The sequence below is a fragment of the Cryobacterium sp. BB736 genome, assembly GCF_014980265.1.
Classification (GTDB): Bacteria; Actinomycetota; Actinomycetes; order Actinomycetales; family Microbacteriaceae; genus Terrimesophilobacter.
The window spans coordinates 26,169-50,489 of record NZ_JABXWQ010000001.1 but is presented as its reverse complement, the minus strand read 5'-3'; the positions used below and the strand labels follow the sequence as shown (position 1 = coordinate 50,489).

At 68.3% G+C, this 24,321-nt stretch carries 15 protein-coding genes and 1 pseudogene; 12 read left to right on the top strand and 4 right to left on the bottom strand.

Going from position 1 to position 24,321, the window contains the following annotated elements; translation table 11 throughout:
* The first annotated feature begins 59 nt into the window (after positions 1-59).
* Complete coding sequence (locus IRG63_RS00180) at positions 60-1,793, top strand: ABC transporter ATP-binding protein (protein ID WP_168627848.1); 1,734 nt, start codon at positions 60-62, stop codon at positions 1,791-1,793.
* Positions 1,790-3,799: an ABC transporter ATP-binding protein gene (locus IRG63_RS00175; protein ID WP_370566138.1), complete on the top strand. Its 2,010-nt coding sequence runs from the start codon at positions 1,790-1,792 to the stop codon at positions 3,797-3,799. The genes IRG63_RS00180 and IRG63_RS00175 overlap by 4 nt, the downstream gene beginning before the upstream one ends.
* Before the next feature lie 4 nt (positions 3,800-3,803).
* Here IRG63_RS00175 and IRG63_RS00170 read toward each other — a convergent pair whose 3' ends face one another.
* From IRG63_RS00170 to IRG63_RS00155, 4 genes are all read right to left on the bottom strand, one after another.
* Positions 3,804-4,850, bottom strand: coding sequence for a hypothetical protein (locus IRG63_RS00170; RefSeq protein ID WP_193508827.1), 1,047 nt, complete (start codon positions 4,848-4,850; stop codon positions 3,804-3,806).
* 177 nt (positions 4,851-5,027) lie between these two features.
* Positions 5,028-6,380 (bottom strand): NAD(P)/FAD-dependent oxidoreductase, encoded by a 1,353-nt coding sequence (locus tag IRG63_RS00165; protein WP_370566137.1) that lies wholly within the window; start codon positions 6,378-6,380, stop codon positions 5,028-5,030.
* Complete coding sequence (locus tag IRG63_RS00160) at positions 6,365-7,768, bottom strand: aspartate aminotransferase family protein (RefSeq protein WP_168627846.1); 1,404 nt, start codon at positions 7,766-7,768, stop codon at positions 6,365-6,367. The genes IRG63_RS00165 and IRG63_RS00160 overlap by 16 nt, the downstream gene beginning before the upstream one ends.
* 4 nt (positions 7,769-7,772) lie before the next feature.
* A complete protein-coding gene (locus IRG63_RS00155) occupies positions 7,773-8,240 on the bottom strand; it encodes an Lrp/AsnC family transcriptional regulator (protein ID WP_168627845.1) in 468 nt (155 codons plus the stop codon).
* A gap of 124 nt (positions 8,241-8,364) precedes the next feature.
* On the opposite strand from IRG63_RS00155, the gene IRG63_RS00150 reads away from it, so the two are divergent.
* The 10 genes and pseudogenes from IRG63_RS00150 (at position 8,365) to IRG63_RS00110 (ending at position 24,246) form a co-directional block, all read left to right on the top strand.
* Positions 8,365-9,795, top strand: coding sequence for a gamma-aminobutyraldehyde dehydrogenase (locus IRG63_RS00150; protein ID WP_193508826.1), 1,431 nt, complete (start codon positions 8,365-8,367; stop codon positions 9,793-9,795).
* A gap of 44 nt (positions 9,796-9,839) precedes the next feature.
* Complete coding sequence (locus IRG63_RS00145; RefSeq protein ID WP_193508825.1) at positions 9,840-10,391, top strand: hypothetical protein; 552 nt, start codon at positions 9,840-9,842, stop codon at positions 10,389-10,391.
* Positions 10,388-11,170 (top strand): PP2C family serine/threonine-protein phosphatase, encoded by a 783-nt coding sequence (locus tag IRG63_RS00140; RefSeq protein WP_168627842.1) that lies wholly within the window; start codon positions 10,388-10,390, stop codon positions 11,168-11,170. The genes IRG63_RS00145 and IRG63_RS00140 overlap by 4 nt, the downstream gene beginning before the upstream one ends.
* Positions 11,171-11,326: 156 nt before the next feature.
* Positions 11,327-12,739, top strand: coding sequence for a serine/threonine-protein kinase (locus tag IRG63_RS00135; RefSeq protein ID WP_193508823.1), 1,413 nt, complete (start codon positions 11,327-11,329; stop codon positions 12,737-12,739).
* A gap of 10 nt (positions 12,740-12,749) precedes the next feature.
* A complete protein-coding gene (locus tag IRG63_RS00130) occupies positions 12,750-18,629 on the top strand; it encodes an Ig-like domain-containing protein (RefSeq protein WP_193508822.1) in 5,880 nt (1,959 codons plus the stop codon).
* Between the two features lie 61 nt (positions 18,630-18,690).
* Positions 18,691-19,662 (top strand): MoxR family ATPase, encoded by a 972-nt coding sequence (locus IRG63_RS00125; RefSeq protein ID WP_168627839.1) that lies wholly within the window; start codon positions 18,691-18,693, stop codon positions 19,660-19,662.
* Positions 19,659-21,044 (top strand): DUF58 domain-containing protein, encoded by a 1,386-nt coding sequence (locus IRG63_RS00120; RefSeq protein ID WP_349236214.1) that lies wholly within the window; start codon positions 19,659-19,661, stop codon positions 21,042-21,044. Before IRG63_RS00125 ends, IRG63_RS00120 begins: the two co-directional genes overlap by 4 nt.
* Positions 21,041-23,365, top strand: a complete 2,325-nt coding sequence (locus IRG63_RS00115) for a transglutaminaseTgpA domain-containing protein (RefSeq protein WP_193508821.1) — start codon at positions 21,041-21,043, stop codon at positions 23,363-23,365. Before IRG63_RS00120 ends, IRG63_RS00115 begins: the two co-directional genes overlap by 4 nt.
* Positions 23,362-23,529, top strand: a pseudogene (locus IRG63_RS13985) (zinc-ribbon domain-containing protein); the annotation flags it as partial. The gene IRG63_RS00115 and the pseudogene IRG63_RS13985, both read left to right, overlap by 4 nt.
* 24 nt (positions 23,530-23,553) lie before the next feature.
* Entirely contained in the window at positions 23,554-24,246 is a 693-nt protein-coding gene (locus tag IRG63_RS00110; RefSeq protein WP_255506232.1) for a hypothetical protein, read from the top strand.
* The last annotated feature ends 75 nt before the right edge of the window (positions 24,247-24,321 follow it).

The following is a 24,321-nucleotide window of genomic DNA, read 5'->3' as shown; positions in this document are numbered from 1 at the left end:
CTTGACTTTTCCCAAGTGTAGAAGCCGCGATCCCACCGCCGGAGTACACTCTCTTCCCTATGCTTCTTCCTCTGCTGGGGCGCTTCCTGAAGCCCCACTGGCCCCTCCTTGTCGCGGTCGCAGCCTTCCAGCTTGCCCAGTCGATCGCGTCGCTGTACCTCCCGACCCTCAACGCCGACATCATCGATGACGGAATCGCCACGGGCGACATCGGGTACATCCTGATGGTGGGCAGCGTGATGCTCGGGGTCACCCTCGTGCAGATCACGGCGGCCATCGCCGCGGTCTACTTCGGCGCCAAGACGGCGATGCTGCTCGGGCGCGACCTGCGCGACGGCATCTTCCACCGGGTGAGCGAATTCTCCGAGCGTGAGGTCGCCTCCTTCGGCGCACCATCGCTCATAACTCGCGCCACGAATGACGTGCAGCAGGTGCAGATGGTCGTGCTGATGACCTGCACGCTGTTCATCTCCGCGCCGATCCTCGCCATCGGCGGCGTGATCCTTGCGCTGCAGCAGGATGTCGGGCTGTCCTGGCTGATGGCGGTGAGCATCCCGGTGCTGCTGATCGCGCTCGGGGCGATCATCGTGCGGATGGTGCCGCTGTTCCGGCTCATGCAGAAGCGCATCGACCGGGTGAACCAGGTGCTGCGTGAGCAGCTCACCGGCATCCGGGTCATCCGCGCGTTCGTGCGCGAGAAGGCAGAGCGGGAGCGATTCGCGACCGCCAACCGGGACCTGACCGACACCGCGCTGCGCGCCGGCCGGCTGTTCGCGCTCATGTTCCCGACCGTGCTGCTCGTGATGAACGTCTCAAGCGTCGCGGTCATCTGGTTCGGTGGGCTCCGGGTCGACGCCGGCGAGATCGAGGTCGGCACGCTCGTGGCCTTCCTGCAGTACCTGGTGCAGATTCTGATGGGCGTCATGATGGCCACCTTCCTTGGCGTCTTGCTGCCGCGCGCCGCGGTCAGCGCCGACCGCATCGGGGAGGTGCTGAAGACCGAGACCTCGGTGACGCCCCCCGTATCGCCGGTGACCGAACTTGGCGTTCCCGGCTCGCTCGAGTTCCGCGATGTGACCTTCTCCTACCCCGGCGCGGAACTGCCGGTTCTCCGGTCGCTGAGCTTCACCATTCAGCCCGGCACGCGCACGGCCATCATCGGCAGCACGGGCGCGGGCAAGACCACTCTGGTGAGCCTGATCCCGCGGCTGGTCGACGCCACCGCCGGCGCGGTGCTGGTCGATGGTGTCGACGTTCGCGACCTCGACCCCGACCTGCTCTGGAGTCTCATCGGGCTCGTGCCGCAGAAGCCGTACCTGTTCTCGGGCACCGTCGCCTCCAACCTGCGGTTCGGCAAGCCGGATGCGACCGACGACGAGCTGTGGGCTGCACTGGAGATCGCGCAGGGCCGGGACTTCGTCGAGGAGCTCGACGGCCAGCTCGAGGCGACGATCGCGCAGGGCGGCACGAACGTGTCCGGCGGGCAGCGGCAACGGCTCGCCATCGCCCGCGCGCTGGTGAAGAAGCCGGAGTTCTATGTGTTCGACGACTCGTTCTCCGCGCTCGACACGGGAACGGATGCGCGACTCCGCGCGGCGCTCAGCAGCAACGTGCACGGCGCGACCCAGCTGATCGTCGCGCAGCGCGTTTCGACCATCATCGACGCCGACCAGATCCTGGTGCTGGAGAAGGGCGAGATCGTCGGGCGTGGCACGCACGATGAGCTGCTTTTCTCGAACGAGACCTACCGAGAGATCGTCTCGTCGCAATTGACCCCGGAGGAGGCGGCGTGAGCTTCAGGGACGAGGCGGAACGCGCATCCGGCGACTCGGCGGGTGCGGTCGAGCCCGAGGAGGAGCGTTCGCCCGAGCGACTGCCGAAGGGCGAGCGCGGCGGCTGGAACATGGGTGCGCCGGTCGAGAAGCCGCTGAACTTCGCCCGGTCGCTGCGGCGGCTCGCCGGGCTGCTCAGTGGGGAATGGCTGAGCCTTATCGCCGTCACAGTGCTTGCGATCATCAGCGTCGTCTTTTCGGTCCTCGGGCCGAAGCTTCTCGGCGAGGGCACCAACCTCATCTTCGAGGGTGCGATCTCGAAGCAGCTGCCGGCCGGGGTCACCCAGGACCAGGTGATCGCCCAGTTGCGTGCGGCCGGCGAGACCCAGCAGGCTGACCTGCTGAGCGGCATGCACCTGGTCCCCGGTGCCGGCATCGACTTCGCTGCGCTCAGCACGGTGCTGCTGTGGGTGCTCACGCTCTACGTGCTCGCGTCGGTGTTCGGCTGGCTGCAGGGTCTGGTGCTCAACGCCGTCGTGCAGCGCACCATCTACACGCTGCGCGCGGACGTCGAGGACAAGATCAACCGTCTCCCGCTCGGCTACTTCGACCGGATGCCCCGCGGCGAGCTGCTGAGCCGGGTCACCAACGACATCGACAACGTGTCGCAGAGCATCCAGCAGACACTGAGCCAGATCTTGACCTCGCTCCTGACGGTCATCGGCATCGCGATCATGATGTTCATCACCTCGCCGCTGCTGACCCTCATCGCGCTGGTCACCATCCCGCTCTCGGTAGTGATCACCGCGCTGATCGCGCGCCGGTCGCAGCCGATGTTCGTGGCGCAGTGGAAGAACACCGGTGAGCTGAACGCGCAGGTCGAGGAGGCCATCACCGGCCACTCGCTGGTCAAGGTCTTCGGCCGGCAACGTGAGGTGGGCAAGCGTTTCGAGGAGAAGAACCAGGAGTTGTTCGAGGCCAGCTTCGGCGCCCAGTTCGTGTCCGGCATCATCATGCCGTCGATGATGTTCGTCGGAAACCTGCTCTACGTGGCCATTGCCGTGGTCGGTGGGCTGCAGGTCGCCGGCGGCTCGATGCGGCTCGGTGACGTGCAGGCCTTCATCCAGTACTCGCGCCAATTCACCCAGCCGGTCGCGCAGCTGGGCAGCATGGCGAACCTGATCCAGTCCGGCGTCGCCTCCGCCGAGCGGGTCTTCCAGCTGCTGGACGCGCGCGAGCAGACCCCCGACCCTGAGCATCCGGCAACCCCCGGCGCTCGCAGCGGGCGCCTTGAGTTCCAGGATGTGTCATTCTCCTATTCACCGGACCGGCCGCTGCTGGAGAACATCAACCTCGTCGCGGAACCCGGCAGCACGATCGCGATCGTCGGGCCCACCGGCGCGGGCAAGACCACGCTCGTGAACCTCATCATGCGGTTCTACGAGCTGGACGCCGGGCGCATCACACTGGACGGCGTCGACATCCGGGACATGACCCGCGACGACCTCCGCTCCCGCACCGGAATGGTTCTGCAGGACACCTGGCTGTTCGGCGGCACCATCCGCGACAACATCGCCTACGGCCGCCCGGATGCCACAGAGGCCGAGATCGAGGCGGCAGCCGAGGCCAGCTACGTGGACCGGTTCGTGCGCACCCTGCCCGACGGCTACGACACGGTCCTCGACGACGAGGCGTCCAACGTCAGTGCGGGGGAGAAGCAGCTGCTCACCATCGCGCGCGCGTTCCTGGCCAAGCCGAGCGTGCTCATCCTGGATGAGGCAACCAGTTCAGTCGACACTCGCACCGAGGTGCTCGTGCAGCATGCGATGGCCGCGCTGCGCAGCGACCGGACCAGTTTCGTGATCGCGCACCGGCTCTCCACCATCCGCGACGCGGACCTGATCCTGGTGATGGAGAAGGGACGCATCGTCGAGCAGGGCACCCACGCGGAACTGCTGGATGCGGACGGGGCGTACCGCCGACTCTACGACGCGCAGTTCGCCGCCCCCGTCTCTGACGAGGTGTAGTCGGCTACAGGTCGGCGGCTTCCTGGGAGCCGATGTTGAGGCCCCGCTGCAGCTCGCCGAGGGTCGCGTCGACCTCGCCGAGCTGGATCACCATCTCGTCGTACTGGCCCTTGCGGTCCTGGATGGAGGTGAACAAGGCGTCGAGCGCCTTCTGGCGGGAGAGCAGCGCATCCCGTTCCCGGTTGAAGGCGAACGAGCTGTCGAAGTCGCCGCGGTCGGCGCGAGCGTTGAACACATCCACGTCGACGTTCAGCCGCTCGTAGCCGGCCGTGTACGCCTCGTAGTCGGCCTCGATCTCCAGAGCCAAGGCGTCCAGCTGCTCCACCAGCGCACTGGCCTCGGCGCGCAGTTGGGTGAGGACGGTATTGGAGCGCTCGTGCAGGCCGACGACGATGCTGCGGTCGGTGAAGTAGCGCTCGTAGTACTCCTCGAGCTCGGGTGCCAGCTCGCGCACCTCGGTGCCGATGATCGAGTGCAGTTCATTGGCGTGCTGCCCTGGCTCGGTCTTGGCGTAGAACTCCATGCGCGCCTGGAAGCGCTCGTCGTCGGCGAGGGCGTCGAACGCGGCCTCGAGCAACACCGCAAGGCGATCGCGCTCGTCGGTGTCCATCCGGTCCCACGCCGCATGCAGCAGCTCGTGCGCGGCGGTGACCTCCTCGGCGCCGTCGAGGCGTTCGTCGGTGATGTCGAAGATGAAGATGAGCTTTTCGGCGGGCCGGTAACAGCCGAGGATGCCGAAGTCCTCATCGCGGCTCGGGCAACTCGCCTCGAACGCCTCTCCGGAGTTCACTTCCGGCTGGCTCGCGTAGTACAGGTATTCGCCGTGCTCGGTGAGCTTCAGGCGCTCGACATGACCGGCGACGTCCCCGGTGGGTTCGAACTGCCAGACCGTGACGCGGTCCAGGACGTGCTGCGGGTTGTTCGCGGCCCAGATTCCGGCGCCGCCCGCTCCGGCGACGAGAATCGCCACGACCACCCCGCCGACGATCGCAGGCCAGCGCCGCCGACGACGCCGAATCCGCCTGAGGGGTAGTTCGGGGTCGTCGATCATCGGTTCCTTCGGGTGAACTGGCCCGTCTAGGCTACCAGCGGGCGAATCGCGGAACCGCGCGTTTCGGCTTCGTAACGAGTTTGTTGTGCAGTTGAGTCGGGAGGTTTGGCCGTTATGAGCTAGCGGATAGGGGCCATTCCTCCCGACTCAATGACGATCGGCAGCCTCGGCGGCCGGTCACTGCCCGACGAGCGGGCCCATCGCACGCGCCACGAGGGAGGGGCGCTTCGTGACGCGCTCCTCGATGTCCGCGGCCGACATCGCGAGCAGGCCGGCGTTCGCACCGAGGAACCGCAGCGGTTCCCTCTCCCAGTCACGGGAGCGATGCCCTACCCACGGCAGCTCGCTCAGTTCGGTGCGTTCGCCGGTGATCAACTCCGCGAGCGTGCGCCCGGCCAAGTTCGTGGTCGACAGCCCGTCGCCGACGTAGCCGCCCGCCCAGCCGATGCCGGTGTGCTCGTCGTACCGCACGGCGGCGTGCCAGTCGCGCGGCACACCGAGCGGCCCGCCCCAGCTGTGCGTGACGGCGACGTCCGCCAGCTGCGGGAACAGGTCGACGAGCGCCTCGCGCAGATGGTGGAACACGCGCGTGCTGCGGTCGTAATCGGACCGGATGCTGCTGCCCCAGTGATATCTGGCGCCGCGTCCACCGAACGCGATCCGGTTGTCGGCCGTGCGCTGCCCGTAGATCAGTAGGTGCCGGTAGTCGGAGAAGGTCTGCCCGTGTTCGATCCCCAGTTCCTCCCAGAGCGCATCCGGGAGCGGTTCGGTGGCGATCATGAGCGAGTACAGCGGAAGCACCGAGCGGTGGGTCTGCGCGATGGCAGCGCCGTAGCCCTCCGTCGCGACGATGATCGAGCCAGCCCGCACCGCGCCGCGGTCGGTGGTGACGACTCCGGGCTGCCAGGACGTGACCGTGGTGGCCTCGTGGATCACCGCGCCGAGGCGCTCCACCACTTCGGCGACGCCGCGTACGAGCTTCGCCGGATGCACGCGTGCGCACGACGGATCCAGCACGCGGTCGGGGTCCGCGAGCATCCGCAACTCGTCGACACCGAACCTGGTCGACTCCACCACGTCGGCGCGCGCGCTTGAAAGCTGGGCGGGCGTGCGTGCGAAGAGCAGCGTGCCGCCCTTCAGGAAGTCGCAGTCGATGCCCTCGGCCGTGACGACCCGGCCGACTTCGTCTACCGTGTCCACCATCGCACGCCGCATCGCGACCGCGGCGGCGAAACCGTGACGGCGCTCCAGCGCGCTCGCCGACTTGGGAAAGAGCGCAGAGCACCAGCCGCCGTTGCGTCCGGAGGCGCCGAACCCGGCGAACCGCTTCTCCAGCACCACGACGCGCAGGTCGGGCCGGTGCTGCAGCAGGTAGTAGGCGCTCCACAGGCCGGTGAGTCCGCCGCCGATGATGGCGACGTCCGCCTCGGTGTCGCCGGCCAGCGGCTCGCGCAGTCCGACCGCGTCGCGCCCGAGCGTGTCCATCCAGAGGCTCGGGTGCGACGCGTTGTCGGTCAGAGTCGGGTCCACGCCTCGCTCAGCACGGAGCGCAGGATGCTTTCGATCTCGTCGAACTCGGCCGGACCGATGGTCAGCGGCGGCGCGAGCTGCACCACCGGGTCTCCCCGGTCGTCCGCGCGGCAGTACAGGCCGGCGTCGAACAGCGCCTTCGACAGGAAGCCGCGCAGCAAGCGCTCCGACTCCTCGTCGTTGAAGGTCTCGCGCGTGTCCTTGTCCTTGACCAGCTCGATTCCGAAGAAGTAGCCGTCGCCGCGCACATCGCCGACGATCGGCAGGTCGAGCAGCTTCTCCAGCGTCGCCCGGAAGATCGGCGAGTTCTCCCGAACGTTCTCGTTGAGCTTCTCCTCCTCGAAGATGTTGAGGTTCTCCAGTGCGACAGCTGCCGATACCGGGTGCCCGCCGAAGGTGTAGCCGTGGTAGAACGCTGTCTCCCCGGTGCGGAACGGCTCGTAGATGCGGTCGCTCACGATGGTGGCGCCGGCGGGGGAGTAGCCGCTGGTGAGGCCCTTGGCGCAGGTGATCATGTCCGGTACGAAGCCGTAGGTGGTCGAGGCGAACCAGTTGCCGATGCGGCCAAACCCGGTAATGACCTCGTCCGCGACCATGAGCACGTCGTACTTGTCGCAGATCTCGCGAACGCGCTGGAAGTACCCGGGAGGCGGCGGGAAGCATCCGCCCGAGTTCTGCACCGGCTCGAGGAAGACGGCCGCGACGGTCTCCGGCCCCTCCATAAGGATCATCTCCTCGATGCGGTTCGCTGCCCACTGACCGAAGCCCTCGATGGTCTCGCCCTCATAACCCATCTCCTTGGCGCGGTAGAAGTTGGTGTTCGGCACCCGGAACCCGCCGGGGGTGACCGGTTCGAACATCTCCTTCATCGCCGGGATGCCTGTGATGGCGAGCGCGCCCTGCGGCGTGCCGTGGTAGGCGACGTAGCGTGAGATGACCTTGTGCTTGGTCGGTCGGCCCTGCAGCTTCCAGTACGCCTTCGCGAGCTTGAACGCCGTCTCGACCGCCTCGCCACCGCCGGTCGAGAAGAACACGTGGTTCAGGTCGCCGGGAGCGTAGTCGGCGAGCCGGTCGGCCAGTTCGATGGCCGCCGGATGCGCGTAGGACCAGATCGGGAAGAAGGCGAGCGTCTCGGCCTGCCGCGCCGCTGCCTCGGCGAGGCGCTTGCGCCCGTGCCCCGCGTTGACGACGAACAGCCCGCTGAGCGCGTCGAAGTAGCGCTTTCCGCGGCTGTCCCAGATGTGGTGTCCATCGCCGCGCACGATGATGGGCACGCCGTCGGTCTCCATCGTCGACTGGCGCGCGAAGTGCATCCAGAGGTGGTCTTTGGCCTTTTGCTGCAGGTCGGCCTCAGTGAGGTTGATCCCAGCGGAGGTTGTCGTTGTCATTTCCCTATCTCGTTCCCCAGTTGTAGAACTGCTTCTTCAGTCGCAGGTACACGAAGGTTTCCGTGGACTGCACGCCCGGAATGTTCCTGATCTCCTTGTTGAGCAATGCGATCAGGTCGTCGTCGCTCTCGCAGACGACCTCTGCCAGGAGGTCGAAACTGCCCGCCGTCAGCACGACATAGTCGACTTCGCGGATGGCGGCCAGCCGATCGGCGACGATTGTCGAATCGCCCTCGACGCGAACCCCGATCATCGCCTGCCGGTAGAACCCCAGCTGCATCGGGTCGGTCACGGCCACGATCTGCATCACGCCCGAGTCGGTCAGCTTCTGCACGCGCTGCCGCACAGCGGCCTCGCTGAGCCCGACAGCCTTGCCGATCTCGGCGTACGAGCGGCGACCGTCGCTCTGCAACTGTTCGATGATCGCCTTGGAGACGTCATCGAGGCCGCCGTTCTTCCCGTGCGTTGACATATAGCGATTCTGTCAGTGAACTGACACTTGTACAAGCGAATCAGTACATTCGCGCCACTCTCACGACGAAATCGGTTGCCTTGAGGCATGGAGTTTCCCTGAACCAGTGGCTAGGTTGGGAGACATGACCACAGAACTGCGCAACTTCATTGACGGTGACTTCACGCAGGCGAACGCCGACTCATCCTTCGCCGTCGTCGATCCGGTGACCGAGGAGACCTACGCGACCTCGCCGGTGTCGAGCGACGCCGATGTCGACGCGGCTTTCGCCGCCGCCGCCAAGGCATTCGAGACCTGGGGAGAGACAACTCCCGCCGAGCGGCAGCTCGCGCTGTTCCGCATCGCCGACGCGATGGAAGCACGGGCCGACGAGTTCGCCGCGGCAGAGTCGAAGGACACCGGCAAGCCGCTCGGGACCCTCGTCGAGGACGAGATCCTGCTCTCCGTCGACCAGATCCGCTTCTTCGCGGGCGAAGCCCGCCACCTCTCGGGCATGGCGACCGCCGAGTACATGCCCGACCACACCTCGAGCATCCGTCGCGAGCCGATCGGCGTCATCGGCCAGGTCACCCCGTGGAACTACCCGCTCAACATGGCGGTGTGGAAGTTCGCACCGGCGCTCGCCGCGGGCAACACGACAGTGCTGAAGCCCAGCGACACCACGCCCACTTCGACGCTGCTGCTTGCCGAGGTGGCCGCCGAGTTCCTGCCGCCCGGCGTGCTCAACGTCATCACCGGAGACCGCACCACCGGCGCAGCCATGATCAGGCACCGGATCCCGCAGATGGTCTCGATCACCGGTTCGGTCCGTGCCGGTATGGAGGTGGCGCGCGAGGCCGCGAGCGACCTCAAGCGCGTCCACCTCGAGCTCGGTGGCAAGGCGCCGGTCATCGTCTTCGACGACGCCGACATCGACAAGGCGGTGGAGGGCATCGCCACCGCCGGCTACTTCAACGCCGGCCAGGACTGCACCGCGGCCACACGCGTCCTCGTTCACGAGTCGATTCACGACGAATTCGTCGCGGCCGCCGTCCAGTACGTGCGCGCGAACGTGCGCACCGGCGCCCCGACCGAGGACGTGCTGTTCGGTCCGCTCAACAACCTGCACCAGTTCGAGCGCGTCAAGGGCGTCATCGAGTCGCTCCCGTCGAACGCCAACGTCGAAGTCGGCGGGCGCAGGCAGGGGGAGTCCGGCTACTTCTATGAGCCCACCATCGTCAGTGGCCTCAGGCAGAGCGACGACGCCATCCAGAACGAGATCTTCGGTCCTGTCATCACCGTGCAGTCGTTCACCGGCGAAGAGCAGGCCCTCGAGTGGGCGAACGGCGTGCAGTACGGCCTCGCTTCATCGGTGTGGACCAGGGATCACGGCCGGGCGATGCGCTTCGCCAAGCACCTCGATTTCGGATGCGTCTGGATCAACACGCACATCCCGATCGTCGCCGAGATGCCGCACGGCGGGTTCAAGCACTCCGGCTACGGCAAGGACCTCTCGAGCTACGGATTCGAGGACTACACGCGTATCAAGCACGTGATGTCCTACATCGGGAAGTAGCGCTTCCCCACCTGTTCGTGGGGTGGATGTGGAAGTATCGTCCCGTGCGCTCAGACGTCGACGACACCGTCATCATCGGGCCGATCCAGCACGCACCGGCCGACGATGCCGACGTCGCCGACGACGACACGATCATCCTGCTGCCGGATGCCGGCCATCCGGCCACCCGTCCGGTGCCGACCCCGGCCGCGCAGCTGTCGCCGGCCGGCCTGGCAGAGCCGGTCGCCGACGAACCGCAGCCGACACCGCCTGTCAGCAGCCGCATCCGGATCGGCAGCCACGAATTCAGCCTCGAGGTGCCAGCGTTCATCGGCCGTGCGCCGAGCACGCCGCGCATCACCGGCGGCAAGCCGTTCCGGCTGGTGCGTGTGCCGTCCCGACGGCGCGAGATCTCCGGCACCCACGTCTCGGTGCGACAGGAGGGCCGCACCGTCGTCGTCACGAGCCTCAGCCCGACCAACGGCACCACGGTGCTGCTGCCAGGGGCGGAACCACTCACGCTGAGACGCGGGGAGTCGATGGTCGCCTTCTCCGGCAGCATCGTCGACATCGGCGACGGCATCCGGATCGAGATCGAGCAGGGGGAGCGGACATGACGGAACTCGGTTCCAACACCGGAGAGCAGGTCATCCGAATTCCGGACGGCGGCGCGATCGAGTTGGCCTGGGGCGCAGCGACCGACATCGGCCGCAAGCGCACCCACAACGAGGACAGCCTGGTCGCCTTGCCGCCGGTGTTCGCGGTCGCCGACGGCATGGGCGGACACGCGGCCGGCGATGTCGCAAGCGACGCAGTGGTCAAACGGCTCGCGGAACTCGCCGGTGACGACTTCACAACACCGGAAGCGGTCATCCAGGCGCTCCGGCAGGCGACCGTCGATCTGGTGTCGGCGACGGATGTCGAGGGCGTCGGAGTGGGAACAACCGTCACCGGGGCCGTCCTCACCCGCTCCGAGGAGCAGCCGCAGTGGGCGGTATTCAATATCGGCGACTCGCGCGTCTACCTGCTCGAAGGCAATCTGCTCACCCAGGTCACCGTCGACCACTCGGTCGTGCAGGAACTGGTGAGCGCCGGACTGCTCGATCCGGCGGATGCGGAACAGCACCCCGAGAGCAACGTCATCACGCGCGCGGTCGGCTTCAACGCCGAACCGATGCTTGATGTCTGGCTCCTGCCGGTGAAGCGGTCAATGCGCTTTCTGATCTGCTCCGACGGGTTGTCGCGCGAGGTCGACCACGAGCGCCTGCGGCTGCACCTGGCCGCGGGAATGGAGGCCGAGGAGACCGCGAAGGCCCTCGTCGACGCCGCGCTCGCAGCGGGCGGTCGCGACAACATCACCGCCCTGGTTGTCGACGTCGTCAGCGTCGACGGCTGAGCGGCCGCGGACAGCCCCCTCGGAGTGGGGTGACGGGCCACCGGATCCGGTGCCGCCGCGGCGAGTAGTGTTCGCCCTCCCTTTGCCTACAATGTAGGAACCGATGTGGCGCCCGCCCGAGGCGCCAAGGGGACACGGCAGAAGTGAGGGGGCACCATGGCGCGGCGTCTGCCTTCACAGCCTCCGGTGCTGCCCGGGTTCTCCCACGTGCACGTGCTCGGCTCCGGCGGTTTCGCCGACGTCTTCCTGTACGAGCAGAACATGCCGCGCAGGCAAGTGGCCGTCAAGGTCATGCTGAGCGAGATGGTCAACGACCACGTGCGGCAGATGTTCCAGGCCGAAGCCAACCTCATGGCGCAGCTGAGCACGCACCCATCGATCCTCACGGTGTACCAGGCGGGCGTGTCAGCCGACGGCCGGCCCTACCTCGTCATGGAGCTGTGCTCGCCGTCTCTGAGCGAGCGCTACCGGCGCGAGCGGATCCCGGTCGTCGAGGTGCTGTCGATCGCCATCAAGGTCGGCAGCGGAATCGAATCCGCACACCGCGAGGGGGTGCTGCATCGCGACATCAAGCCGTCCAACATCCTGCTGACCGCGTACGGGCATCCGGTGCTCTCCGACTTCGGGATCGCCTCGACGCTGAGCGAATCCGACCAGTTCGAGGCTGTCGGCATGTCGATCCCCTGGTCGGCACCAGAGGTGCTGCTGGACCAGACGGCAGGGACGGTGGCCAGCGAGGTGTTCTCGCTCGCCGCGACGGTGTACTCGCTGCTGGCCGGGCGTTCTCCGTTCGAGATCCCCGGCGGGGCGAACGAGCCGGCCGACCTGATGGCCCGCATCACCCGCGGGAAACCGCTGCCCCTCGGCAGGTCGGATGTCCCGGCCGCTCTCGAGGAGGCTTTGCTGCGCGCGATGTCCAGGAAACCCGAGGACCGGCCCGCGAGCGCCCTCGAGCTGGTGCGGGAGTTCCAATCCATCGAATCCCAGCTGGGTGTGCGCCAGACGCCGGTCGAGGTCGCGGTGGACGACTGGGCCGCCAGGAGCGTCGGCGATCTCGGGGAAAGGACGCGCATCCGTGTCGCGGACGGGCAGCTGACCGCGGTCCCACCGCGGCGGCGCAAACGGCTGCGGACGGCGCAGACCGCCGGGGGCATGCAGTCGCAGGAGCTGGGCACGGCGCGGTCGACCAACAGCCGTGAACCGGGCGGACGACCGATCGCGGCGTTCGCGTGGATCACCGTGATCAGCGCCCTGCTTGTGATCACTCTCGGCACCGTTGCCGCGATCGTGCTGCTCAGAAGCACCCTGGCGGACATTCCGCAGGTCACCGACATCGAGGCCCAGCTGCACACGGATGCCGTGACCTTCAGCTGGTCCGACCCCGGCCTGGTTGGCGGCGACAGCTATCAGATCTCGACGGACGGCGGACGCTCCACAAGCATCCAGCAGTCCGAGTCGTTCTCGGTCGCAGCCGAGCGCGGAGACCGTGTCTGCATCACAGTCACCGTCAACCGCGAAGGCCGCACCGGGCCGGCCAGCGGCGAGAAATGCGTGCAGATAGGCCAGTGACGGACCACCGATGCTGAAGCGCTGGCTGAAGGACCACCGATCGCTCGCCGCGACGGTGACCAGCTGCGGCGTCATCGCGGCCCTGGTCGCGACGGTCGCCGTGGTCTCCGGCGGGTACGAGGCGCAGAAGGTGAACCTCAACGACGCTTCGGTGTGGGTCGCCAACGGTGAGCGTCAGGTCATCGGGCGAGCCAACACCCAGGTGCTCGAATTCAACTCGATCGTCGAGGCGGATGGCGCGGAGCTCGAGGTGGTGCAGCACGGCGCGGACGTGCTCATGCTCGACCGCGGCAACGCGCGGATCGACATCATCGACCCCGCGACTTCGACGGTGATCGACGGCGTGCCGACGCCGACGCTCGCGCCGAGGGTCTTCCTCGCTGGAGAGAACGCGGTGCTGACCGACGGGGACGGGCGCGTGTGGATCATGCCGGTCGCGGACCTCGGCACCTTCGACCTCGAATCGGAGCCCACACTGAACCTGGGCGGCGGCGCCGTCTACAGCGTCGATGAGCAAGGGCTGCTCGCCGCGTACTCGCAGGCAGCAGCACAGTTCTACCTGGTCGACGCAGCCGGCTCGATGTCGACAGTGCAAACCGTCCCGCAGGCGTTCGATGAGGTCAACGCCCAACTGTCGGTCGCCAGGATCGGCGACAGCTGGCTGCTGTTCGACGCGATCTCACGCCAGCTGGTCGTCGACGGCCGCGAGCTCGACCTGTCCGACGCGTTCAGCGCCGCGGACCGGCCGAGGCTGCAGTCGTCGACCGCGTCTGGGTCGGCAGCTCTCATCGCCTTCAGCGGAGGGTTGCTGTCGGTGCCACTGGCCTCCGGCGAACCTCGCACGCTGGTCGACGGTCGCGGCGGGTTCGCCGCCGCGCCGGTCGAGGTCGACGGCTGCTCCTACGCGGCCTGGTCGGACGGCGGTGCCTGGCGAAAGTGCGGCGATGGCGACGGCGAACTGCTCACGCTCGACGCCATGCCGGCCGGCGCCGCGCAGCTGACCTTCAACGTCAACGACGCCCGCGTCGTGCTGAACGATCCGGCGAGCGGCGCCACCTGGGCGGTGCAGCGCTCGGGTGAGCTGATCGACAACTGGGACCAGTTGATCACCGTCGCCCAGGACGACGACGAGATCGTCGTCGACGATCCGGATGCCGAGACCGAGTTCGAGAAGGTCCAGCAGCCGCCGGTGGCGGTGCCGGACGAGTTCGGTGCGCGGCCGGGCCGCAGCTCGGTGCTGCCGGTGCTGCTCAACGACTACGACCCGAACGGCGACGTGCTGGTCATCTCGCTGGTCACCCCGCTGGACGAGGCGATCGGCCGGATCGACCTCATCAACAATCGGCAGCAACTGCAGCTGAGCCTGACGCCGGCGGCATCCGGAGTCCTCACCTTCGACTACACCATCAGCGACGGCCGCGGCGGCGAGGCGACAGCCAGGGTCACCGTCACGGTCCGTTCCTCGGGGGAGAACTCGCCGCCGCAGCAGGTGCGCAACTCCTCCACGCTCGTCGCCGAAGGCGGCCGGGTCAGCACCCCCGTGCTCGGCGACTGGGTCGACCCCGACGGTGACTCCATCTACCTGTCCTCTGCCGCGGTCGCCGGTCCCGACCAGGTCAGCTACAAGCCGGAGGGGGTCGTCGTGTTCACGGAGGGCGGCGGCAGCGGCCCCAGCCGCACCGTCACCCTCGGCGTCACCGACGGCTCGGCCGAAGGCTTCGGCACGCTGACGGTCGAGGTCTCGCCGGCCGGCGAGGTGCCGATCATCGCCGAACCTTTCGTGGTGCTCGCCTACGCCGGGCAGGAGATCCGAGTGTCGCCGCTCGAGCACGTGCGCGGCGGCACCGGCGAGGTGCGTCTCGGCAGCGTCCCCTCCGTCGCGGGAGCGACCATCACGACCAACCTCGAGCGGGGCACCTTCCGCTTCCTGAGCGAACAACCCCGCACCTTCAACCTCGAGTACGTGGTCAACGACGGGACACAGTCCGCGACCGGGATCGTGCGCATCGACGTCGCCGCGCCGCCGGATGCCAACACCAAGCCCATCACCGTGCCGAAGACCGTGTTCGTGCAGACGCTCGGCACCGAGACGGTCGACATCGCCGGCACCGACATCGACCCTGCCGGTGGCGTACTGCTGCTCACCGGGGTGTACAACATCCCGTCCGGCTCGGGCATCCAGGCCGAGGTCCTCGAGCAGCGTGCCGTGCGCGTGACGCTGACCGCGCCATTCGACTCCGGCCCGGTCACCTTCAACTACCGGGTCAGCAACGGCCTCGCCGAGGCCGAGGGCGTCGTCACGGTCGTCGAGATCCCCAGGCCGACGCTGCTGCAGCCGCCGGTCGCCGTCTCCGATGCGACCGCGGTGCGGGTCGGTGCGGCGATCGACATTCCGGTGCTCGCGAACGACTCGCATCCGGATGGCGAAGAACTCACCCTCAGCCCGAAACTGGCGACGACCCTCGGGGACGGTGCCGGTCTGCTGTTCGCGGCGGGCACCATGCTCCGCTATCTCGCACCCCAGGAGCCGGGCAACTTCACCGCGACCTATGAGGTGACCGGCCCTGACGGTCAGGCGGCACAAGCGCAGGTGCAGATCGCGGTGCGGGAGGCCGTGCCGGAGACCAACCAGCCGCCGGCGCCGCAGCCCGTCATCGCACGCGTGCTCGCGGGCGAGTCGGTGACCATCAGCATCCCGCTGTCCGGGATCGACCCCGACGGGGACACCGTGCAGCTGCTGGGGCAGGCGACCAATCCGCAGAAGGGCGCGGTGGTCGGTGTCACCTCCGACACGCTCACCTATGAGGCCGGCACCTACTCGGCTGGCACGGACACCTTCACCTACACGGTCGTCGACGCGCTGGGCGCACGGGCAACCGGCACCGTCCGCGTCGGCATCACCGCCCGGCTCGACGGGCCGCGCAACCCGGTGGCTACCGCCGACGAAGTGCTCACCAGACCCGGCAGCACGGTGACGGTGCAAGTGCTCGGCAACGACTCCGATCCCGATGGAAGCCCGCTGAGGGTGGTCGAGGTGGAGCCGAATACGCCGGATATCGTCGCCGAGACCAACGGTGAGGTCGTCACCGTCACCGCTCCGGCAGCGCCGGGCTCCTACGGCATCATCTACCGGATACAGAATGAGCTGGGCGGCACCAGTTCGGCGTTCCTGACCGTGACCGTCGACCCGGAGGCGCCGCTCTCCTACCCGGTCGCTACCGACACCGTGCTCACCCTGACGGATGTCCTCGACCGGGACGAGGTCGACGTGAACGTGCTCGCTGGCGTCTTCTTCGCCGACGGGCCGGTGTCGTCGCTGCGGGTCTCCCTGCTGCCCGGGTTCGACAGTGCGGCGGACTTGACCGACGGGCAGCGCATCCGGGTGCGCGTGCACGACAAGAGCCAGATCATCCCGTTCGGGGTTGCGCACCCCGGCGATCCCACGATCGTGTCGTACGCCTTCATCTGGGTGCCCGGCTATGACGACGCCCTCCCGCAGGTGAACCGGCGGGCTCGGCCGCTCACCATTCCCAGCGAGTCGACGCTGCGCATCCCCCTGGCAGAATACGTCGTAGCGATCGGCGGCGGCACGGTGCGGCTCGCGGACCGCACGACCGTGCAGGCGACTCACGCCAACGGCGATTCACTTGTCATCGACGACCACACGCTCGTGTTCACCTCCGCGGACAAGTACTTCGGGCCGGCGTCGATCTCGTTCGAGGTCACCGACGGGGCGAGCGCGAACGACCCGAACGGTCGCCGCGCCACCCTCGTGCTGCCGATCAACGTCACCCCGCGCGAGAACCAGCCGCCCGTGTTCAATGGCGGCGTCATCGAGTTCGAACCGGCCGAGGAGAAGGTGCTCGACCTGCTCGAGCTCACCACCTACCCGTATCCGGATGATTTGGACGAGCTCACCTACACGGCGCTCGCGCCGTTGCCGGTCGGGTTCAGCTACTCACTCACCGGGCAGGAGCTGGTGATCCGCGCCGCGGAGAACGCGGTCAAGGGATCATCCACCGCCCTCGTGCTCGGTGTCAGGGACGAGCTGACCGTCGGCAAGGCAGGCAGCATCCAGCTCTCGGTAGTGGCGTCCAGCAGACCTCTCGCGCGACCGGCGGATGACATCGCCATCGCCGCGCGCGGGCAGACGACCGTCGTCGACGTGCTCGCCAACGACGAACCGGGCAACCCGTTCCCCGGCAGCCCGATGTCGGTGATCGAGGTGCGCGGCATCGACGGTTCCGCGCTGCCAGCCGGCGTGCAGGTCGTGCCGAGCCCGGACAGCCGCCGGCTGTCCGTGACGGTCACTGAGGACGCGGCTCCGCAGGACATCAACATCCAGTACCGGGTGCTCGATGCGACTCGGGACATTGACCGCGCGGTGTGGGGCAGCGTGCGCGTCCAGATTCAGGATGTCCCCGACCCGGTCACCGGCGTCACCGTCACCTCGTTCGGTGACCGGCGACTCACCGTCGCCTGGACCCCAGGGGCAGCGAACAACTCGCCGATCACCGGCTACGAGGTCATCGCCACTCGCGCCGGTGACGTGGTCAGCACGACCGCGTGCGCCATCACGAGCGGCTGCGACATCCCGACGCCAGGCAACGGACCCGAGAACGCGTTGACCGTCTCCGTGGTCGCGATCAACTCGATCGGCCGCTCGACTCCGGCGACCGCGCCGAGCAGCGCCTGGTCGGACGTGCTGCCGGCCGCGCCAAGCGGAATCTCCGCGGTCCCGACGAACACCGCACCGGCCGGCGGGTCCATCTCGGTCTCCTGGAACCCGGTGCCGGACCCGTCGCCGGGGTCGGCGCTCGTCGGCTACACCATCCGCATCATCGGCCCCGGCGTCGATCTGTCGCCGACGGTCGGACCGGGCACGACGACGTTCGCGTTCAGCAACAGCGGCGGGGAGCTCGCGCCGGCCACCCAGTATTCGATCAGCGTGTACGCGCGCAACAGCGCGCAAGTGCTGAGCAGCGCCGCCTGGCAGCGCAACGCCCCTGTGGCGGTGACGACGGTCGGGCCGCCGAGCCAGACCGCCGGCGGCGTCGCCGCGGCGGTCGTCAACGCGCAAGGTCACATCCGGGTCACCTGGGGACCGAGCGCCGCAAACGGAGCGCCGTCGGTGAGCTACTCGGTCGGACGGTTCAATGCGAGCGACGCGATGCCGACGGTGTGTCGCGCACCGAACCCCGGATCCGGTGGTCCGGTGGCCAGCGGCTGGGTCGACACCTCGACCGACGACGGCGGCACCTACCGCTACGTCGTCTACGCGGACAACGGCTACTACTGCACCCCGACCGCCTCCGGTTCTGTGCTGAGCCTGAGGCCTCCCGGCCAGGCGAGCGGGAGCCTGGTGCTTGAACCCCATGGCGGCCAGTACGACGCGCGCGCGGGCGCCGACCTGGCGGTCGCGAGCCTGTCTGCCGAGAAGTTCCAGTACCAGGTGAACGGCGGCGCGTGGCGCGACGTTCCGGCCGACCGCTGGCTCACCTCGACCGCAGATTCCAGCGTCTACGGGCATCCGCTCACGGTCAGCTTCCGCGGCTGCCGTGACCTCTCCGACAGCTTCTGCGGACCGGCATCCGACCCGCAGACCGTCACCCCGGTGAACGCGCGGGCGAGCGTGCTCAGTTGTGTCGTCGGCGAGCTCGCGTCGGCGAACCCGCCCATCAACGCCGGCACTCCCACCGTCAGCTACCTGTGGTCGTTCAACGACGGCGCAGTGCTCGGGGGGTGGACTGCCTTCTCAGACGATCCGACGGTGCCATCGCCCGGACTGCTCGGCAGCCAGGTCTTGGTGCGGGTCAAGGCCGTCGTCGACTTCGGAACGGGCACGCAGTACACCGACCCGGGCTTCGCCGAGGCGGTGTGCTCGCCATGATTGACTTCGCAATGACCCGCACGACCACGACACCGACACGCACCGCGGAAGAGGCACCAGCATGACGATGACCCCAGAGCAGGCCACGCAGTTCGCCGACGTCTTCAACCGGCTCGTCGCCGGCGTCGACCAGGTGCTGCTCGGAAAGACGTTCATCGTCAAGCTCGCGTTCACCGCGATGCTCAGCGAAGGCCACCTGCTGCTCGAGGACTACCCGGGCACAGGGAAGACCAGCCTCGCTCGCGCGATGGCGCAGAGCATCGACGGCTCGACCAACCGGATCCAGTTCACACCCGACCTGCTCCCGGGGGACATCACCGGGGTGAGCGTGTACGACCAGCGCTCCGGCGAGTTCGAGTTCCACCGCGGCCCGGTGTTCGCCAACATCGTCCTCGCCGACGAGATCAACCGTGCGAGCCCGAAGACGCAGGCTGCCCTGCTCGAGGTGATGGAAGAGGACCACGTCACCGTCGACGGCGTCACCCACCATGTCGGCATGCCGTTCATGGTCATCGCAACGCAGAACCCGATCGAGCAGGCTGGCACGTACCGACTGCCGGAGGCGCAACTCGACCGCTTCATCATGAAGGCCTCGATCGGCTATCCGGACCACGCGTCCACGCTGCGCATCCTCCAGGGGGCGGGGACGCGGGCCCACGATTCGACGATCCCGGCCGTGGTCACCGCGGCCCAGATCATCGAGCTGGCCGCTCGGGCCCGCACGGTTCATGTCGACCCGTCGATCAACGACTACGTCTCCCGGCTCGTCGACGCGAGCCGCAACTCGGACGAGGTGCGGCTGGGTGCCAGCGTGCGCGCCGCTCTCGCGCTCGTGCGGACGGCGAAGACGCTCGCAGCCGCGAGCGGTCGACACTACGTCATCCCGGATGACGTCAAGGTGCTGGCGGAGCCGGTGCTCGCGCACCGGCTGGTGCTCGATCCGGAGGCGGAGTTCGACGGTGTCACGACCTCCAGCATCGTCGCCCAGCTCCTGCTCGAGACGCCACCACCGTCCGAGAGGCAAGCCGTGTGAAGAACGGCATCGTCCGCACTCAGTCGCCGCGAGGCGTCTCCGGCCGCTTCGACACGGCTTCAACGCTCGACCTGCACAACACCCGCGCCCGGATCGTCGGCGACCGCACCGGCGTGCTCGCCGACACCATCGTCGCGATCGTGCGCTTCAGCAAGTCGGTCGGCGCGCTGCTGCGCGAATCGCTGAGCAGGATCGCGGGGGTCATCACACCGCTCGGCTGGACCCTGCTCGCGGTCCTGCCGCTGAGCCTCATCGCCGGCTACCGATTCGGCTGGAGCGAACTGCTCGTCGTCGGCTACCTCTGCGTGATCCTGCTGCTGTTCGCGGTGCTCTACCTCGTCGGCCGCAGCCCATTCCAGTTCGACCTAACCCTTGAGCATCCGCGAGTCGTGGTCGGAGAAGAGGCCGTCGGGACCGTGGTCGCCCGCAACCCCACCCGCCGGCGTCTGCTCGGGACAACGGTGGAGGTTCCGGTCGGGCGGGGACTCGCAGAGTTCGCCATGCCTGGACTGAGCCGCGGGACCACTTTCGAGCACGACTTCGTCATCCCCACCGCCAAGCGCGGTGTGCTCTCCATCGGCCCTGTGCGCACGGTCCGCGCCGATCCGATCGGCCTGGTGCGGCGCGAACTGCTGTGGACAGAGCAGAGCCAGCTGTTCGTGCACCCGCGCACAATCGGAATCCCGAGCACGACCACCGGATTCATCCGCGACCTCGAGGGGAATCCGACCCGGCAGCTCTCCAACAGCGATGTCGCCTTCCACGCCCTGCGCGAGTACACCACCGGTGACGAACGACGCTACATCCACTGGAAGAGCACGGCGAAGACCGGGACCTACATGGTGCGCCAGTTCGAGGAGACACGGCGCAGCCACCTCGTGGTCGCTCTGAGCCTCGCCGAGGCGGACTACGCCAACGCCGAGGAATTCGAGCTCGCGGTCAGCGTCACCGGATCGCTCGGCGTGCGAGCCATCCGGGACGCGCGCCAGGTCTCGGTGGTGGTGGGAGAGCGCACCCCAGAGTTCGCCAAGCGCAAGCTGTTCTCGGTCGCCAAGCTGGACACGCTGACACGGCCCCGCCTGCTGGACGATCTCGCGACGGTCGAGCTCGCTCCCACCGCCCTGCAGGTGCGGGACGTGGCGCGCGTGGTCGCCGACGGCATCGCGGGCGTCTCCGTCGCCTTCCTGATCTGCGGCTCGCTGCCGACACCGGGCACGCTGCGGGCGGCATCCGCGAGCTTCCCGGTCGACGTCGAGGTCGTCGCGGTGGTCTGCGACCCGGAGACGATCCCCGGCCTGCGTCGCGTGCCCGGCCTGAGCGTGCTCACGATCGGGTCGCTGAACGACTTCGCTCGAGCCCTCGCCCGATCGGCGGCGGCATGAACCAGCAACCCGGGGTCGGCTTCATCATCGTCAGCACCGCGATGGTGTGGCTCACCATGGCGCTGGCGATCACCGCCTTCTGGGCGACCTACGGGAGCCCACCGTTCGTGATCATGGCCGTCGTCACGGTCCTCGCCGGATCCGCGATCGCGATCATCGGGGCCCGCGTGCGCGCGTCAAGCCTGGTGCTGCTGCTGGCCACAGCGGGCGCGTTCCTGCTGCTCGGCGTCCCGCTGGCAGTGCCGGGCAAGGCGATCGCCGGCCTGCTGCCCTCCGTCGACGGTCTTATCGACCTGATCGCTGGCGTGGCGCTCGGCTGGAAGCAGCTGCTCACCATCAGCCTCCCTGTTGGCAGCTTCCAGGCCCTGCTCGTCCCCGCGTTCGCCCTGATCCTCGTCACCGTCGTGATCACCCTGTCGGTGGCGCTGCGCGCGCGTTACGGCGAACTGGCCGCCATCGGGCCACTGGCCGTCTACCTCGTCGCCGGCCTCTTCGGCCCGATCGAGGCGCAATGGCCACTCCAGCTCACCCTCGGGCTGGTCGCGAGCGTGCTGCTGTGGCTCATCTGGCGGCGCTGGTACCGCAGGCGGGAGGCGGTGCGGTTGCTCGCACGTCAGGCGACCGACCCAGCCGGGCCGCTCGAGACGCGACCAGACGGCCCGTTCGTCGGCGTGCGCACCCTGCTCAGCGCGGGCGCGATCTTCGCCATCGCCGCCAGCACCGGGGTGGGGGCGGCGACGCTGCTGCCTCCCGGTCATGAGCGGATCGTGCTCCGCTCGAGCATCGAGCAGCCGTTCGACCCGCGTGACTATGCGAGTCCGCTCGTCGGCTTCCGGGCGATGCTCACTCAGCCGGAGGCGACTCGCACACTGTTCACCGTCGACGGCTTGCCCCCAGGTACCTTCATCCGGGTCGCGACACTCGACACCTACGACGGCATCGTGTACTCGGTTGGGACCCCGGACGTCGAGAGCGCATCCGGTTCGTTCACACGCCTGCCGTTCCGTGTCGACCAGTCGTCGGTTGACGGCGACGAGGTGACCGCGGTGTTCACGATCCAGGGCTACTCGGATGTCTGGGTGCCCACGGTCGGCAAGCTCGTGAGCATCGACTTCGCGGGCGACCGGGGACGGCAGCTTCGCGACAGCTTCTACTACAACGACAGCACGGGCTCGGCGGCGGTGCTCGGTTCGCTGGACGGCGGCGATAGCTACACGGTCACCGCGGTGATCCCCACCCAGCCGACCGACGAGCAGCTCACCAGCCTGGAACCGAACCCGCTTCCGCAGCCGCCTGTGCAGGTCGTCCCCGACGAGCTCGCGGCAACACTGGACAGGTGGGTGCGAAACGCGAACGGTCCGGGGGAGCGTCTCGCAGCGATGCTGAACGGACTGCGCGCCGAGGGATTCGTCAGCCACGGCATCGATCCGGATGAGCCGGTGAGCCGATCGGGGCACGGCGCCGACCGCATCACCGAGCTTCTCGGCTCGCAGCGGATGATCGGCGACCAGGAACAGTACGCGGTCACCGCAGCGCTGATGGCGCGAGAACTCGGGTTCCCGGCGCGCGTCGTCGTCGGTTTCTCCACCGATCCGACCGCGGGCGGCAGCACCATCATCCGGGGGAATGACATCACTGCGTGGATCGAGGTGAACACCGCCCGCTACGGCTGGGTCGCGATCGACCCGACGCCGCCGGAGCGACCCATCCCCGCCGAGGTCCCCGAGGACCCTGCCGTCGTCGCGCGCCCGCAGTCGCCGGTCCAGCCGCCGGTGCTCGAGCCCGAGCAGCCGGACACCCAGCTTCCGCCGGAGAGCACCCAGGAGCAGCCGCCGGAGGAGAACGTGATCGTCGGCATCGTCCTCCGTGTGCTCGCCGTGCTCGGGCTCTCACTGGTCGTCGCCGCGATCGTCCTGTCTCCGTTCATCACGATCGTCGCGGCGAAGTGGCGCAGACGCCGGCTCAGGCGGAAGGCGCCGACAGCCGCACTGCGCATCGCCGGCGGATGGCGGGAGTTCGAGGACACGGCAATCGATCATGGCGTCAGCCCTGGCGCCGCCCCGACCCGGCTCGAGGTGGCGCAGGCGGTGGGCGGCACGCAGCCCCTGGTTCTCGCGTCGGTGGCCGACCGTGCGGTCTTCGCCCCCGGCAATCCGAGCGACGAGGATGCGGACCAGGTGTGGAGCGCGGTTGAGGAGCTGCGCTACGCGCTCGGTGCCGGGCTCACCCGATGGGAGCGGCTGAAGGCCCTCGTCTCACTGCGATCGCTCGGTGGATATAGTGTCAGCAAGCTGTTCCGGCGGGAGGGGAAGCCGCAATGAAGTGCAGCTACTGCTCCACCGAGCTGCCGACCGGGGCACTGTTCTGCGGCGAATGCGGCAGGGCGGTGAAGACCACCGTCGCGCCACCCCCACGCCCGATCGTCGCTCGTCCTCTGACGACACCCGCACCGCCGCCGTCGCTGGGGGCTGCGGTCGACGAGACCCGGTGCGACCAGTGTGGCTCGGCCATGCTTCGCGAGGACATCTTCTGCCCCGAGTGCGGCTTCGTGTCGCAGGCGGTGAGCAAGGCATTCGCGTCGGGTGGCGATCCGCGCGACACCGCGGTCGTGACGCCCATCCCGGTGGGCGTGCCCACCGTCACGGAAGTCGAAGAGATGCCGGAACTGGAGCCGGAGTGGGAGCCAGAGCCGGAACTGGAGCCGGAGCTGGAGCCGGAACCGGACGCGGAAGCAGAACCCGAGCTCGAACTGGAACCGGAGCCGGCTCCCGAACCCGAGCCAGTGCTCGAGCACGAGCCGGTCCCAGCGCCCGTCGAACCGTCCACGGCCTTCGAGGACGTCGAGGCGACCCGCATCGTTGCCCCGGGAGTCACCGGCGAGCGGTTCGTGCTCCAGTTCAGCACGGGCGAGAGCTACACGGTCTTCGGCTCCGGTCTGGTCGGCCGGAATCCGCGCCCAGAGCCCGGCGAGTACTTCGACCAGCTGCTCGCGGTGGTCGACCCGACGCGCTCGGTGTCCAAGACGCACCTCGAGTACGGGCAGGAGTCCGGCGTGTTCTGGGTTCGTGACCGGTTCTCCGGCAACGGGACGGTGCTGAGGGAGCCCGAGGCCCTGCCACGCCGATTGCAAGCCGATCGACGCTACCGCGTGATCCGCGGCTCCCGCATCGACATCGGCGAGCAGTTCTTCATCGTCAGCTGATAGAGCGGCGCCCGAGGTCCGCTCCGCGCGGCACAGGATCGAGCCGGCGATGTCCCCGGATGCCGAGGCGCGGGC

Excerpts from the sequence above, each read along its gene's own strand:
- IRG63_RS00155 (WP_168627845.1), bottom strand. The coding sequence starts at position 8,240 with ATGTCAACGCACGGGAAGAACGGCGGCCTCGATGACGTCTCCAAGGCG.
- IRG63_RS00150 (WP_193508826.1), top strand. The coding sequence starts at position 8,365 with ATGACCACAGAACTGCGCAACTTCATTGACGGTGACTTCACGCAGGCG.
- IRG63_RS00170 (WP_193508827.1), bottom strand. The coding sequence starts at position 4,850 with ATGATCGACGACCCCGAACTACCCCTCAGGCGGATTCGGCGTCGTCGG.
- IRG63_RS00125 (WP_168627839.1), top strand. The coding sequence starts at position 18,691 with ATGACGATGACCCCAGAGCAGGCCACGCAGTTCGCCGACGTCTTCAAC.
- IRG63_RS00110 (WP_255506232.1), top strand. The coding sequence starts at position 23,554 with ATGCTTCGCGAGGACATCTTCTGCCCCGAGTGCGGCTTCGTGTCGCAG.
- IRG63_RS00180 (WP_168627848.1), top strand. The coding sequence starts at position 60 with ATGCTTCTTCCTCTGCTGGGGCGCTTCCTGAAGCCCCACTGGCCCCTC.
- IRG63_RS00130 (WP_193508822.1), top strand. The coding sequence starts at position 12,750 with ATGCTGAAGCGCTGGCTGAAGGACCACCGATCGCTCGCCGCGACGGTG.
- IRG63_RS00160 (WP_168627846.1), bottom strand. The coding sequence starts at position 7,768 with ATGACAACGACAACCTCCGCTGGGATCAACCTCACTGAGGCCGACCTG.
- IRG63_RS00140 (WP_168627842.1), top strand. The coding sequence starts at position 10,388 with ATGACGGAACTCGGTTCCAACACCGGAGAGCAGGTCATCCGAATTCCG.
- IRG63_RS00135 (WP_193508823.1), top strand. The coding sequence starts at position 11,327 with ATGGCGCGGCGTCTGCCTTCACAGCCTCCGGTGCTGCCCGGGTTCTCC.
- IRG63_RS00115 (WP_193508821.1), top strand. The coding sequence starts at position 21,041 with ATGAACCAGCAACCCGGGGTCGGCTTCATCATCGTCAGCACCGCGATG.